Source organism: Azospirillum sp. TSH64 (assembly GCF_003116035.1).
In the GTDB taxonomy this organism is placed as follows: domain Bacteria; phylum Pseudomonadota; class Alphaproteobacteria; order Azospirillales; family Azospirillaceae; genus Azospirillum.
The window spans coordinates 6,298,186-6,310,840 of record NZ_LGQW01000015.1 but is presented as its reverse complement, the minus strand read 5'-3'; the positions used below and the strand labels follow the sequence as shown (position 1 = coordinate 6,310,840).

Annotated in this window: 13 protein-coding genes; 3 read left to right on the top strand and 10 right to left on the bottom strand. The window is 71.7% G+C overall.

Annotation, left to right across the window (positions count from 1 at the left end; translation table 11 throughout):
* The first annotated feature begins 29 nt into the window (after window positions 1–29).
* The 3 genes from TSH64_RS29925 (at window position 30) to TSH64_RS29915 (ending at window position 2,234) form a co-directional block, all read left to right on the top strand.
* Window positions 30–593 carry an OmpA family protein gene (locus TSH64_RS29925; protein WP_158285431.1) on the top strand — a complete coding sequence of 188 codons (564 nt, stop codon included), beginning with the start codon at window positions 30–32 and terminating at the stop codon, window positions 591–593.
* A gap of 191 nt (window positions 594–784) precedes the next feature.
* A complete protein-coding gene (locus TSH64_RS29920; RefSeq protein WP_109450630.1) occupies window positions 785–1,534 on the top strand; it encodes a SapC family protein in 750 nt (249 codons plus the stop codon).
* Between the two features lie 76 nt (window positions 1,535–1,610).
* Window positions 1,611–2,234, top strand: a complete 624-nt coding sequence (locus TSH64_RS29915) for a hypothetical protein (RefSeq protein WP_109450628.1) — start codon at window positions 1,611–1,613, stop codon at window positions 2,232–2,234.
* On the opposite strand, the gene TSH64_RS29910 is transcribed toward TSH64_RS29915, so the two are convergent.
* The 10 genes from TSH64_RS29910 to TSH64_RS29865 are packed head-to-tail and all read right to left on the bottom strand — an operon-like array spanning window position 2,231 to window position 12,558.
* On the bottom strand, window positions 2,231–2,494 hold the full coding sequence (locus tag TSH64_RS29910) for a hypothetical protein (protein WP_109450626.1): 264 nt from the start codon (window positions 2,492–2,494) through the stop codon (window positions 2,231–2,233). The genes TSH64_RS29915 and TSH64_RS29910 overlap by 4 nt on opposite strands.
* Complete coding sequence (locus TSH64_RS29905) at window positions 2,494–4,755, bottom strand: chemotaxis protein CheA (RefSeq protein ID WP_109450624.1); 2,262 nt, start codon at window positions 4,753–4,755, stop codon at window positions 2,494–2,496. Before TSH64_RS29905 ends, TSH64_RS29910 begins: the two co-directional genes overlap by 1 nt.
* The gene (locus TSH64_RS29900) at window positions 4,752–5,162 is read right to left on the bottom strand and encodes a response regulator (RefSeq protein WP_109450622.1); all 411 of its coding nucleotides are present in this window, start codon (window positions 5,160–5,162) and stop codon (window positions 4,752–4,754) included. The genes TSH64_RS29905 and TSH64_RS29900 overlap by 4 nt, the downstream gene beginning before the upstream one ends.
* On the bottom strand, window positions 5,159–6,037 hold the full coding sequence (locus TSH64_RS29895; RefSeq protein ID WP_109450620.1) for a protein-glutamate O-methyltransferase CheR: 879 nt from the start codon (window positions 6,035–6,037) through the stop codon (window positions 5,159–5,161). Before TSH64_RS29895 ends, TSH64_RS29900 begins: the two co-directional genes overlap by 4 nt.
* Before the next feature lie 5 nt (window positions 6,038–6,042).
* Window positions 6,043–6,666, bottom strand: coding sequence for a HEAT repeat domain-containing protein (locus TSH64_RS29890; protein WP_109450618.1), 624 nt, complete (start codon window positions 6,664–6,666; stop codon window positions 6,043–6,045).
* Window positions 6,667–6,670: 4 nt separating this feature from the next.
* Window positions 6,671–7,774 carry a chemotaxis-specific protein-glutamate methyltransferase CheB gene (gene cheB, locus TSH64_RS29885; RefSeq protein ID WP_109450616.1) on the bottom strand — a complete coding sequence of 368 codons (1,104 nt, stop codon included), beginning with the start codon at window positions 7,772–7,774 and terminating at the stop codon, window positions 6,671–6,673.
* Window positions 7,775–7,794: 20 nt separating this feature from the next.
* A complete protein-coding gene (locus tag TSH64_RS29880; RefSeq protein ID WP_247873216.1) occupies window positions 7,795–9,471 on the bottom strand; it encodes a chemotaxis protein CheW in 1,677 nt (558 codons plus the stop codon).
* Window positions 9,472–9,476: 5 nt separating this feature from the next.
* Window positions 9,477–11,462, bottom strand: a complete 1,986-nt coding sequence (locus tag TSH64_RS29875) for a methyl-accepting chemotaxis protein (protein ID WP_109450612.1) — start codon at window positions 11,460–11,462, stop codon at window positions 9,477–9,479.
* Between the two features lie 57 nt (window positions 11,463–11,519).
* On the bottom strand, window positions 11,520–12,152 hold the full coding sequence (locus TSH64_RS29870; RefSeq protein WP_109450610.1) for a chemotaxis protein CheC: 633 nt from the start codon (window positions 12,150–12,152) through the stop codon (window positions 11,520–11,522).
* Between the two features lie 10 nt (window positions 12,153–12,162).
* Window positions 12,163–12,558, bottom strand: a complete 396-nt coding sequence (locus TSH64_RS29865; RefSeq protein WP_109450607.1) for a response regulator — start codon at window positions 12,556–12,558, stop codon at window positions 12,163–12,165.
* Window positions 12,559–12,655: the final 97 nt, after the last annotated feature.

The following is a 12,655-nucleotide window of genomic DNA, read 5'->3' as shown; positions in this document are numbered from 1 at the left end:
CAGCTATGTTCCAGCCGAAAGGGATGCAGATGAAGGCCGTCGCTGTCGCGATCATGGTTGCCTGGTCCGGTGCGGCGTTGGCCGCCGGCGCCGGGGAAGCGCCGATGTCCGTCAACGGCATCGTGGACGCGCTGACACCGACCCAGCAGTCCGCAGTCAGCAACGCCCGCCCCAAGCCGGGTGTGGAGCGCGGCCTGAACTTGGCGAACGGCACCAACAATTCGGCGGCGGCCGAGCCGTCCTCGCAGATGCGCAAGCTCGACTTCAAGGTCGAGTTCGAGTTCAACTCGGCCACCCTGCTCCCCTCCGCGACGGAGGTGCTCGATCTACTGGGCCAGGCGCTGACGACGTCCGACCTGAAGGGCTATCGCTTCCGGATTGGCGGCCACACCGACGCTGTCGGCAGCCCCACCTACAACAAGCAGCTTTCGGCCCGCCGCGCCAATGCGGTCAAGGAGTATCTCAGCAGCCGCTTCGGCATTTCGCCTGACCGCCTGCAGACCGCGGGCTACGGCTCCGAGATGCCCCTCGATCCGCGCAATCCCAAGGACGGCAAGAACCGCCGGGTGGAAATTGCCAATCTCGGCCGCTGACAGGCGGATGTTGGAGGTCGGAGTTCGTCCGATGAGTCGGTTAGGCACCGGACCGACCCTGGAGCGTTATCGACCATCCACAGTCCGCTTCGGCGGACTCCGGTGCGTGAAATCCTGTCGGATCCGGCATATCCCGGCAGAGTCCGGCGGTTCCCGGCAGGCCGAGGCGCACCCAACCAATCAGGTTATGAATGACCGAGCAGCCGTCCGCATCTTCGGAATCGCAGCGTATCCAGATGCCCTTGTTCTACAACAGGGTGTTTTCCCTCGATCCGGCCCGTGACCGGGGCCTGCGCCTTGCTTCGGCGCCGACCGCCGCCTTCGCGCGCCAAACCAGCCTGATCCCGCTGCTTGCCAATGAGTTCGGCGCCGCGCTCGCCGACTATCCGATCGTCTTCACCTCCGGGGCCACCGTCGATGCGGTGGCGGTGGTCGGCATCAAGACCGACGAGAACCTGTTCGTCGATGCCGACGGCCGGTGGAAGGCGGGCTGCTACGTGCCGGCCTATGTTCGCCGCTACCCGTTCATTTTCATCGATCTTCCCGACAGCGACAGCTCGGCCCTCGGCTATGACCCGGACAGCACGCTGATCGGCCCGGACCAGGACGTGCCGCTGTTCGACGGCGACCAGCCGACGGATGCGACGCGTCAGGCCTTGAGCTTCTGCGCCACCTTCCGGAACGAGGCGCGGACAGGCGCTGCCTTCGTGAAGGCCATCGTCGAAGCCGGCGTCCTGACGGAAAAGGCCGCGCAGATCAGCCTGAGCAACGGGGCCCAGGCACGCGCCGACGGGTTCCAGGTGGTCGACGAGGAAAAGCTGGGCCGACTGCCCGACGACCAGTTGCTCGACTGGCAGCGCAAGGGCTGGCTGGCTTTGATTTATGCGCATCTTTTCTCGCTGCACCGGTGGCCGGAACTGGTCGCCCGGTCGCTGGCCTGATGCCATTTCACGCAGAAAGTTGTCGTCCATGGCGTTCTTTTCTTCATTGAGGTGCCGCCGTCTGGCATCCGTGGCGATGCTGATCGGTGTCCTGGGGCTTTCCGCCTCCGCCACCGGCGCTGCCGAAGCGACACCGGCGGAACAGCCCGGCGCCGCGGTCGTCACCGGCTTTCGCAGCGCCACCTTCGGAATGACCGAGGCGCAGGTCATCGCGGCCATCCAGAAGGACTTCAAAGTCAATCGCCCCGACATCGCGGTCGAGCAGAACAAGATCGAGCGCACCACCAGCATCTCGGTGACCGTGCCCGATCTTCTGCCGGACACCGGCAAGGCGAAGCTGGCCTACATCCTCGGTCACAAGAGCAAGACACTCATCCAGATCAATGTCGGCTGGGGGGCGGTCGCCGGTGTGCCGGCCACCGCGGAGCAACTCCTGGGGACAGCGCAGCTGCTGAAGACTTATCTGCTCGGCGCGGGGTACGATCCGCAGAAATCGGCGGTGGACGCCGTGCTTCCCGATGGATCGGTGATGCTGTTCCGGGGCATCACCACCCAGGGTCCGGCGACGATCCTGACCCTGTCCGGCCCGGTCGAGCAGACTGGCGACAGAAAGACCCTGACCCCCGCGGCCCTGTCCCTGTCCTACATTTCCAACCCCGGAAACCCGGACATCTACCGGATTCCCAAGGGCCAGTTCTAAGCAGGTTTTCCCCCTGGGGAGGGGGGGACGCCCAGAGCGGGGCCGACCCAGCGCGCCAGAAACGCGTCCTCCGGGCCCGCCGTCACCGTCGGCCGCGCCGCCAGCAGCAGTTGCAGCAGTGCTGTGTGCAGGTCGGTGCAAGCCGACAGATCGACGCGCGGCGCCGCCGTCGCCTCCAGCCATTCGGCAAGCGGCAGGGCGTCCTCGACGGTGCAGGCGGCCTCGAAGCGGGCGAGGTCGGCGTCATAACGGATCGGCATCACAACAGCTCCCGCAGATCGAGCACCAGGATCAGCCGGCCGTCGCCCAGCACCGCCGTGCCGGCATAGCCGCGTAAGCCCCGCAGAACCCCGCTCATCGGACGCAGCACCACGTCGGCACGCTCGCCGACATCGTCCACCGCCACGGCGACCGGCCCGTCGCCCAGTTCGGCGAGCACGACGCAGTCGGCCCCGCCGCTCCGCCCGTCCCGATGCCCGTCCCCATGCCCGTGCCCGTGCCCGTCATCGGGGGGCTGGCCCAGCAGGCGTCGCAGACGGACCAGCGGCACCACCCGGTCGCGCAGCACAACGCTTTCCGCCCGCTTCACCCCGCGGATCTCGGCACGCGGCACCCGCTGGACGCCGCCGACCACCGCCACCGGGATGCCGTAGAAGGATCCCGCCGCCTCCACCACCACGACCCGGGTGATGCTGAGCGTCAGCGGCAGCGCCAGCCGCACCCGCGTGCCGCTGCCGGGGGTCGAGGCGATCTCCACCCGGCCGCCGGCCCGTTCCACCGCCGCCCGCACCGCATCCATGCCGACCCCGCGGCCCGACAGGTCGGACACGCTGCCGGCGGTGCTGAAGCCGGGGGCGAAGACCAGCCGCACGGCCTCGTCGTCGCCGAGCGCCGCGGCGGCATCCGGGGCGAGCAGCCCCTTGGCGACGGCGGCCTTGCGCATCGCCGCCGGGTCGATGCCGGCGCCGTCGTCCGACACCTCCACCACCACCCCACCCTTGTCCTGGAAGGCATGGACCCGCAAGGTGCCGCCCGGTGGCTTGCCCGACGCGGCCCGGCGCTCCGGCGCCTCGATGCCGTGGTCGATTGCGTTGCGCACCAGATGCAGCAACGGCTCGCCCAGCACGTCGAGGATGTCCTTGTCGGCCTCCGTCTCCGCCCCGTCCAGCACCAGCTCGACCGTCTTGTCCAGCCGGCGGGCGGTGTCGCGCACCAGCCGGGGCAGCGGATCGAACACGCGGGCAAGCGGCAGCAGCCGCAGGCGCAGCGCCGCATGGCGCAGGTCGCCGACCAGGCTGTCCAGCCGGGCGGAGAAGGCCTTCATGTCGCGCGTCAGCTCGCCGTCCCCGACGCGACGGACCAGCGGTTCCAACTGCCCCTTCACCACCGACAGCTCGCCGACCAGCGCCATCAGCGCGTCCATCCGCTCCGGCTCCACCCGCAGGGCACGGCGCGGGGAGGCGGGCCGCGCCTCGGCAGCGGCGGGTTTTTCCGCAGGGTCCTTTTCCGGAGGCCCGTCGGCCAGGAAGCGGCGCAACGTCCTGGAATCGACGCAGGCCGCCGCCACGACGGCCCGGTCGGCCGACCGGCCCAGCGCGGTCAGGATCGCGGTGACCGCACGCGTCACCGCGGCGTTGCGGGATTGGCGTTCGGCAGCGCTGCCGGGCAGATCGAGAATGCGCGCCTGCTCCTCCAGCATCGCCGCCGCCAGCGAGCCCGGCGGCGCCATGGTGATCGGCTTGGCGGAGGGCGGTGCCGCGGGGGGCGCCGCAGCAGGCATCAGTGTGACGCTGCCGATCCGCACCTGATCGGGAACGCTGCGGAAGGCCGGCGCCACCGCCTCCACCCCGGCCCCGCTCAGCGCGCGGAAGCGCAGCAGGCAGCGGTAGGGGTCCAACTGCGCCAGGGGCGGCAGCGGCTCGGCCGGCTCGATCCGGAGCCACCGCAGGTCGGGGACCCGCCGGAACAGGGCCAGCGGATCGTCGCCGGTGAAGAAGCAGTCCGGATCGGGCCTGTAGTCGATGGCGGTCAGCACGCCGCCGGCCACCCCAACCGCCTCCCGGTCCTCGCCGGCCAGCGCCGCCACCCAGGGGAAGGCGTCCGTCTCCCCGGCGGCCTCGCCGCCACCGGCCGCCCCCTCCGCAGACACTCCGGACAGCCCGCGGACCAGCGTCTCCGATGCCTGCGCCGCGTCGGCGGGCAGGGCGCCGGTGTCCTCCAGCGCCGCCACCCAGCGGGCGCACTGGTCGAGCGCGCGGAACAGCCGGTCGGCCAGCTCCGGCGTCATGCCGCGCCGGCCGTCGCGCAGCAGCGACAGCGTGTCCTCCCCGACATGGACCAGCCGGGTGAAGGGCGCCATGTCGAACAGGCCGCTCGCCCCCTTCAGCGTGTGGAAGGCGCGGAACAGCTCGTCCACCGACGCGCGGTCGGCGGGATCGCGCTCCAGTGCCAGAAGCGCGCCGCCGGCCGTCTCCAGCAGCTCCTGCGCCTCGACGACGAACTGGTCGAACAGCTCGCTCATGGCACGCCCTCCGTGGTGAGAGGTTGCCCTGTCAGCAGCCGCGCCGCCTCCACCAGCACCTCCGGCCGCGGCGGCTTGACGATGTACCAGTTGGCACCGGCCAGCAGGGCCTGCTCGCGGTCGCTGTCCTTCGATTCGGTGCTGATCATGATGGCCGGCACGTCGCGCAGCGCCGGATCGCGGCGCAGGACGCGCAGCATGGTGTAGCCGTCCATCTTGCGCATGTTGACGTCGACGATCACCAGGTCGGGCACGACGGCCATGGCGCGCTCCAGCCCCTCGATGCCGTTCACCGCCTCGTCCACCACGAAGCCGGCGCCCTCCAGCACGCGGCGGCTGAAGGCGCGCACGGTCACGGCGTCGTCCACCACCAGGACGCGCGGCCCACCGGTATGGTTCGCGCTCATGCGGCACCCCCGTCGACCGGCTTCTGGTAAAGGATGGCGTCGGGGAAGCGGCGCGGCACGAACAGCGAGGACATGCGGCTCATGCTTTCCGAATGGCCGAGACAGACGAAGCCGCCCGGCGCCAGGGCATCGTGGAACATGCTCGCGGTCTCCCGTCGGCCAAGATCGTCGAAATAGATCAGCAGGTTGCGGCAAAAGATCACGTCGATCCCGCGGAAACCGCGGACCTGCTGCGGGTCGGCGAGGTTGACCAGCGAGAAATCGACCGAGTCCCGCAAATCCTCGACGATCTGCCAGCGCGGTCCCCAATCGTCGGCCGCCCCGCGCAGGGGCTGGAAATATTTGGCGCGCAGATGCGCCGGCAGCCCTTGCAGGGCGCGCTCGTCATAGATGCCTTCGCGCGCGCGCTCCAGCACCGCACTGTCGATGTCGGACGCCAGCAGCTCGATCTCGTAATCGTCCACCCGGCTCCAGTTCTCCAGCAGCATGATGGCGATGGAATAGGGCTCCTCCCCGGTGGCGCAGCCGGCCGACCAGATGCGCAGCCGCGACCCCTTCGGCCGCCCGCGCACCAGCTCGTCGAGGGCGGAATTCACCAGGCAGTCGAACTGGTATTTTTCGCGGAAGAAATAGGTCTCGTTCACCGTCATCAGGTTGACGAGCCGCTGAAGCTCCTCCCCCGACGCCTGGAAGCGCAGCAGGTTCATGTAGGCGCGCAGATCCGTCGCCCCGACCGCCTGCATGCGGGCGGCGACGCGGCGGTCGACGAAATAGCGCTTGGCCTCGGTGAAGGACAGGCCGGTGCGGTCCCGCAGGAAGCCGCACAGGGTCGCATAATCCTCCGGCGACAGGCCTTGCGGGTCGGTTTCGCTCACTCCGTTCACCGTCCGCCGAAGCTCGAACGCGCGGCATCGACGGCGAAGGCGACGAAGGCGTCGTCGGGGAAGCGGCGGGCCAGGGTCTCCAGGCTGGACAGCGCTTCCGGGCTGCCGGCCTCGGCCAGCGCCTCCACCGCGGCGAGGCCGACATTCACGTCGCGATCGCGCTCCATCACCCGTGCCAGCCAGTCGGCGCGGTCCGGATGGACGAGGCTTCCCAGCCCCTGCACCGCGAAGATGCGTAGATCGGTGTCGGCATGGTCGAGCAACGGCAGCAGCGCCGGGGCGGCGACCTCCGCCGGCATCTGCTGCAGGCTTTCCAGCGCCGCGTTGCGCAAGGCCGCATCCTCGCGGTCGAGGAAGGGGACGAGGACCGCCGCCGCCGCAGGCGTGGCGATGCGGGCGAGCGCCGTCAGGATGGCCTCGCGCACGCCGGCGTCGCCCTCCGCCTGAAGCCGGCGGGCGAGCGCCGCTTCGGCACCCGGCGGCGGGCTGTGGCCCAGCCCGTGGGCGGCATCGCGGCGGACAGCGGCGCCGGCATCCTCCAGCGCGGCCAGCGGATCGCGCACCCCCCCGGCGGCGGCCGGGGAGACCTCCGGAGCGGCCTTCTTCTTCACAAGTCCCATGGCGTCACTCCCTAGTCCTTTCGGTCCGCCGCGCGGCGGGCGACAGCCAGCGGGTCAGTTGGCCGGCGATCCGGTCCGACGGCAGCACGACGCCGGCACCGCCGCGCCGGATCAGATCCTGCGGCATGCCGAAGACCACCGCGCTGTCCTCCGATTCCGCGATGGTGCGGCCGCCGCGGGCATGAAGCTCCGCCATGGACGCCGCCCCGTCGTTGCCCATGCCGGTCAGCAGCACGCCGACCAGCCGCTCCGGCGGCAGCAGCCGCATGGCGCTGGTCACCAGCCGGTCGGCGTTGGGGTGCCAGGGCCGGTCGGGCGAGGACGGCACGCAGACCGCCTGCAAGCGTCCGCCGCGCCGCGCCAGCTCCACGTCGGCACCGCCGCGGGCGATGCAGATCGTGCCCGGCTCCAGCACCGTCGCCCGCTCCACCTCCACCACGCTCAGCGCGCACATCTCGTCCAGCCGCCGCGCCAGCGTCGCGGTGAAGGCGGCCGGCATATGCTGCGCCACCACCACCGGCCAGGGGAAGCCGGCCGGCAGCAGCGGCAGGATGTCCTCCAGCGTGCTGGGCCCGCCGGTGGACACGCCGACCAGCACCACGCCCTCGACCTCGCCATCCACCGCCACGGAGGGCGCCGCCGGCGGTGCGGGCGCCACGAAATCCTCACCCGCGATGCGGGCGCGGGCCAGGCGCAGCCGTTCGCGCAGACCACGCACCCGGCGCGGGCGGGAGGATGCGGCGGCGCGCACCGTCTCCACCAGCTCCTCGCCGATGCGGCCGATGGAGCCGGCGGCCGGCTTCTGCACCGCCTCCACCGCCCCCAGCCGCAGCGCCTCCAGCGTCTCGCCCGCCCCCGCCCCGGTGAGGGCGGAGACCATGACGACCGGCTTGGGGTGCTCCACCATGATGCGGGCAAGGCAGGTCAGCCCGTCCATGCCGGGCATGGTGATGTCCAGCGTCACCACATCCGGATCGACCTCCGGCAGGCGCGCCAGCGCCTCCTCTCCCGTCGCCGCGGTCTCCACCCGGAAACCGGCCTCGACCAGCAGATCCGCGATGCGCCGGCGCATCAGCGCGGAATCGTCCACCACCAGAACCGTCAGCACGCCGCCCCCCCATCCGTCCGTCACCGCGGGGTAACGGGCAGCTCCGCCAGTCGGTCCATGTCGAGCAGGCTGTCCGCCTCCATCAGCAGGATCAGGCGGGCGGCACCGGCCACATCCCCGGCCATATCCCCTGCCGCATCCAGCGTCGCCACCCGGCGGATCAGCCGGCGCTGCGCCGCCGACACCGCCGGGGCCGGACCGATCCGATCCGCCGGGACGGTCAGCAGGCCGGACAGCCCGTCGACCAGCAGCCCGACCAGCAGCCCGTCGCGCCCGACCACCACCACCCGCCCGCGCTCCAGCCCGGCTGGTCCGCTCTTGCTGTCGGCGGCCGGCAGCGCCAGCAGCCGGCGCTGGTCGATCAGCGGCAGCACCTCGCCGCGCAGGGTCAGCACGCCGGCGACGAAGTCGGGCGCATTGGGCAATGGCGTGATGCTGTCGGGCCGGCGCAACACCTCGCGCACGGCGGAGACCGGCAGGCCATATTCCGCCCCGGCAAGGCGGAAGACGACGAAGCGTTCCCCCGCACCGCCGATCCCGTTGGAGCCATCCGCAGGCTGCGCCGGTTCCATCCCGTCCCCTTCCCCGTCCGCCTCCGCAGCGCCCGCCCCTGTCCCGAATGCGGCGCCATGGCGGAACAGCCGCTCCGCCGACAGCACCGACACCAGCCGCCGCCCACCACCGGACACGCCGCCAGCCCCGCCATCCGCTCTGGCGATGCCGTCCAGATCCTCGAATTCCGGCTCGCGGGCGAGCAGCGGCGGCACCGGGTCGATCAGCGCCGGGTCGAGCCGCAGGATCTCGCGCACCTCGTCCACCAGCACGCCGACCGGCGCCTGCCCATTGCCGGAGCGCACCACGACGACGCGGCGCCCGGCCGCCAATCCACTGGAGTCCTGCCCTTCGCCAGCCTCCAGCCCGAACAGGGCGCGCAGGCCCACCAGCGGCAGCAGCCGGTCGCGCACCGCCATCACGCCCAGCAGGTGCGCCCTGGACCGCGCCATGCGCGTGACCTCGCGCGGGGCCGGCAAAACCTCGCGCACCCGATCCACCGGCAGGGCGAATTCCTGTCCCGACACCTCGAAGACCAGCAGGGCCTGCCGGTCGACAGTGCCCTTGATACCGCCCGCGGCACCACTTCCCCCGGCCGGCACGGGACCGAAGCCGGCCGCCGCGGAGGTTGAGCCCCGGTCCGTCCGCTCCGTCTCCGCCGGATCGCCGAACTGGCTGTCGATCAGCGCATCCAGCTTCAGGATGGTCGCCGGGCCGTCACGCAGCAGGCCGTCCAGCAGGGCGGGGTCGAGCCCGCCCTCCTCCTGCGTCACCGGATCGATGCGGTCGGGATTGCTGCGCAGGATGCCGGCCATCGCATCCACCCGCAGCCCCACCGTCGTCTGGCCGCCCATCTGGCTGCGATGCCCGACCAGCACCACCCGCGTCTCCCGCGTCGGCTCCGCGCCGCCCGGCCTGCCCAACGCCGTGGCGAGGTCCAGCACCGGCACCGCGTCGCCATGCCAGTGCGCCAGCCCGTCCAGGCTGGGCGGCCCCAGCGGGATGCGCACCAGTTCCGGCAACCGGATCACCGCGCGGACCGCCGGCAGCGGCAGGGCAAGGCGCAGGTCGGCGACCGTCACCGTGACGAAGTCGAGAGCGCCGCCCGTCTCCCCGTCCGTCTCCCCTGGCGCGCGCCCGGCCACGGCGGTCAAACCGCGCCCAGCAGGCTGTCGGCCATCGCCGCGATCTCCTCGATCGCCGACGCCAGTTCCTCGGCACCCTTCGCCTGCTCGCGCGCCGCCTTGGCCGCTTCGGTGCCGGCGAGGTTCGCGGCGGCGGCGGCGGTGGCCACCTGCTCCACCCCGACGCGGGTCTCGCGGAGCGCCATGGTCGTCTCGGTGGCGGCCTCCAGGATTTCGCGGCTGCCGGCGGTGACCACCCGCAGCTCCTGCGCGCTGGCGGTCAGGGTGACGCCGAAGGCGCGGTGCCGCGCGATCTCCGTCACCGCGGTGGCCGACCCCTCCTCCACGTCGCGGCGCACCCGCAGCATCTGGTCCTGGATGTCGCGGACGATGTCCTTCACCCGCTCCGCACTGTCGGCGCTGTCGCCGGCCAGCTTGCGGATGTCGCCGCTGACCACGGTGAAGCCGCGGCCGAACTCGCCCGCCCGCGCCGCCTCGATGGAGCCGCTGACCGCCAGCATGCCGGTCTGGATGGCGACGGTGGCGATGGCGTCCACCACCTTGTCGATGCGCCGGCCGATCCGGTCCAGCGCGTCCAGCCGGTCCCCGGCCCGGCGGGAAGACTCCACCGCCTCCAGCATGCCGTCGGCAAGCCGGCCGATGGTGTCCCGCGTCTCGCCCAGCAGCCCTTCCATCGCGGTGCAGCGTTCCACCGACTCGCCGGCCCGGCCGGCGGCCAGCGTCGCCGCCGCGTCGATTTCCGCGATGGCGGAGGCAAGCTGGTGGGTGGCGGCACTCTGCGACTGCGCCCCGCCGGAGATCTGGCCGATGGCGGTCATGATCTGGGCCGCCCCGCGGTTGATCTCCTCGATGGCGGCCGACAGCTCCTCGGCGGCCGACGCCAGCTCGTCGGCGGTGGCGGCGAGGTCTGCGGTGCCATCCAGATCCTCGGCCACCTCGGACAGCTGGCCGGCGGCGCGCTGGCTCTGGGCCAGGGCCACCGCCTGCTCGCCCGCGGTCCGCAGCGCCTCCTCGGCGGCGGCGGACTGTTCCTCGGCGCTGGCGGCGATGGTCTCGGCCCCGCGCAGGGCCTCGCGCGCCGCCTGATCGGCCTCGACAGCGGCGCGGATCGTCTCCTGCGCGCCCTGGACCAGGGTCGACATGTCCGACCGCACGCCTTCCAGCTGCTCGACGATCCTGCGGCCGCGCTCCACTTCCGCCTTGGCCGCGTCCGACGAGGCGACGATGCCGGCGGCGATGGCGGCCACCGCATCCTGGATTTCCCCGACCATCGACTGGATGTCGTTGGCGCTGCGCTCCGACCGTTCGGCCAGCGCCTGCACCTCGTCGGCGACGACGGCGAAGCCCTTGCCGGCCTCCCCGGCGCGGGCCGCCTCGATGGCGGCGTTCAGCGCCAGCAGATTGGTCTGGTCGGCGATGGCGGCGACGCTCTGCACAATGGTGCCGATCTCGCGGGCCTGGGCTTCCAGGTCGCGGACCAGACGCACCGAGGCCTCCTGCCGTTCGGCGGCGCGGACGATGCCCTCGATGGAGGACAGGATCTGGCCGCTGACGTCCTTCAGCGTCGCCTGCAACGCCTCGACCCGCAGCACCGCCTGCTCCGCCGTGCTGCGCGAGCGGGTCAGCAGTTCCGACGCGCGGCCGATCATGCGCTGCGACTGCTGGGTGGCGCCGGCCGACTCCTCGGCTCCGGCGGCGATCTGCTCCATCGCCCGGCGCAGTTCCTCCGCCGCCGACGCCGCCTGGGTGATGCCGCTGGCCAGCTCGGTCGAGGCGGCGGCGATGCCGGTGGCGGCCTGCCGTCGGCGCGAATCGGCGCGCGCCCGGCGGCGCTGCGGCGCACCCGTGGCGGCCATCGGGGGGGCGGCTGCCGAGGCGGCCGGCGCGGACTCGACAGCGGCGGCGGACCGGTCCGGACCCTCGTCGTCGGCGCCGGATCTGGTCCGGGCGGTGCGCGCCGTATCGATCTTGGTCTTCTTGATGAGTGCCATGGTCCTTACCCGTCTTCCTTACCCGCCTGTCCGACCGGCCGGTTGTTCTTGTTTCCGTTACGCCACGAGCCGGCCGATGTAGCGGCCGAGCGTCGCCTGGAGCGCGCCGGCCGAGCCGGCGTCGAGCAGCAGGACCACCCGCCCGCCGACCACGACGCCTTCGCCGCCCGGCAGGCTGGTGCGCAGATCGATGTGGAACAGCACCGCGGCCCCCTCCGCCGTCGGAGCCGTTCCCGCACAGCCCCGCAACACCTCCGCCGCATTGCCGCGGAACACCGCCGGCAGACCGGTGTCGACCGGTTCGCCCAGCAGGTTGGCGACCAGCGCCAGCGCGCTGTTCAGGACGACGTTGCCCAACTCCGACAGCACCTCGTCCTCCAGCTCCGGCACCTCCTCGGCGGGGATTTCGGGCGGCAGGGCGGCGCGCACCAGGGCAATGCTGCCCGCCTGGGGGAAGACCAGCAGGGCGCAGCCCGCGAACAGGCCGCCCAGCGTTTCCGAGATGCCCACCAGCGGCGGCGTCAGCGCCCGGTCCAGCAGCCCGGCCACCGTGTCCGGCGGCACCATGTCCACCGTCGGGACCGACAGGGTCACCAGCCCGCCCAGCATGCGGCCGAGCGCCGTCGATGCCCGGCCGATGCCGATGTTGCCCAGTTCGGCCAGGGCGTCGCGCTCCAGATCGCTCAGCATGGGGACGCGGTCACTCCTGCTGCGGCTGTGTCGGGCGGCGTGGCGGCAAGGCGGTGGAGTTCAGGAAGCGGACGACCTGCTCCTCCTCCAGCGGCTTGGGCATGAAGGCGGCGCCGACGCCGCGGATGCCGGACACCACCGCGTCCTGGGCATTGGCGGTGATGATGGCGATGTGGATGCCCGGATGGCTCTGGCGCAGCTTGGCCGCGGTCTCCACGCCGTTGTCGCCGGGCATGTTGTAGTCGATGATGGCAACATCGACCGGCGTGTCCTGCAACGTCGTGAAGAGTTCGCCGCCGTTCGCAGCCTCGACCACCGTCCAGTCCGGCTTGTTGCGCAAGACCATGGCCCGCACATGCATGCGCGAAAGCTTGCTGTCATCGACAATGATTGCAGTCTTACTCAAGATATACGCCTTTTGGATGGATATTGGCCAAGGAAGCCTAGCCTGGACCGAATTGAGCGCAAGTATACAGAATGAAATGTGCCGCGCCAGTCCCCTT

Excerpts from the sequence above, each read along its gene's own strand:
- TSH64_RS29925 (WP_158285431.1), top strand. The coding sequence starts at position 30 with ATGAAGGCCGTCGCTGTCGCGATCATGGTTGCCTGGTCCGGTGCGGCG.
- TSH64_RS29920 (WP_109450630.1), top strand. The coding sequence starts at position 785 with ATGACCGAGCAGCCGTCCGCATCTTCGGAATCGCAGCGTATCCAGATG.
- TSH64_RS29915 (WP_109450628.1), top strand. The coding sequence starts at position 1,611 with ATGCTGATCGGTGTCCTGGGGCTTTCCGCCTCCGCCACCGGCGCTGCC.
- TSH64_RS29910 (WP_109450626.1), bottom strand. The coding sequence starts at position 2,494 with ATGCCGATCCGTTATGACGCCGACCTCGCCCGCTTCGAGGCCGCCTGC.
- TSH64_RS29905 (WP_109450624.1), bottom strand. The coding sequence starts at position 4,755 with ATGAGCGAGCTGTTCGACCAGTTCGTCGTCGAGGCGCAGGAGCTGCTG.
- TSH64_RS29900 (WP_109450622.1), bottom strand. The coding sequence starts at position 5,162 with ATGAGCGCGAACCATACCGGTGGGCCGCGCGTCCTGGTGGTGGACGAC.
- TSH64_RS29890 (WP_109450618.1), bottom strand. The coding sequence starts at position 6,666 with ATGGGACTTGTGAAGAAGAAGGCCGCTCCGGAGGTCTCCCCGGCCGCC.
- TSH64_RS29875 (WP_109450612.1), bottom strand. The coding sequence starts at position 11,462 with ATGGCACTCATCAAGAAGACCAAGATCGATACGGCGCGCACCGCCCGG.
- TSH64_RS29870 (WP_109450610.1), bottom strand. The coding sequence starts at position 12,152 with ATGCTGAGCGATCTGGAGCGCGACGCCCTGGCCGAACTGGGCAACATC.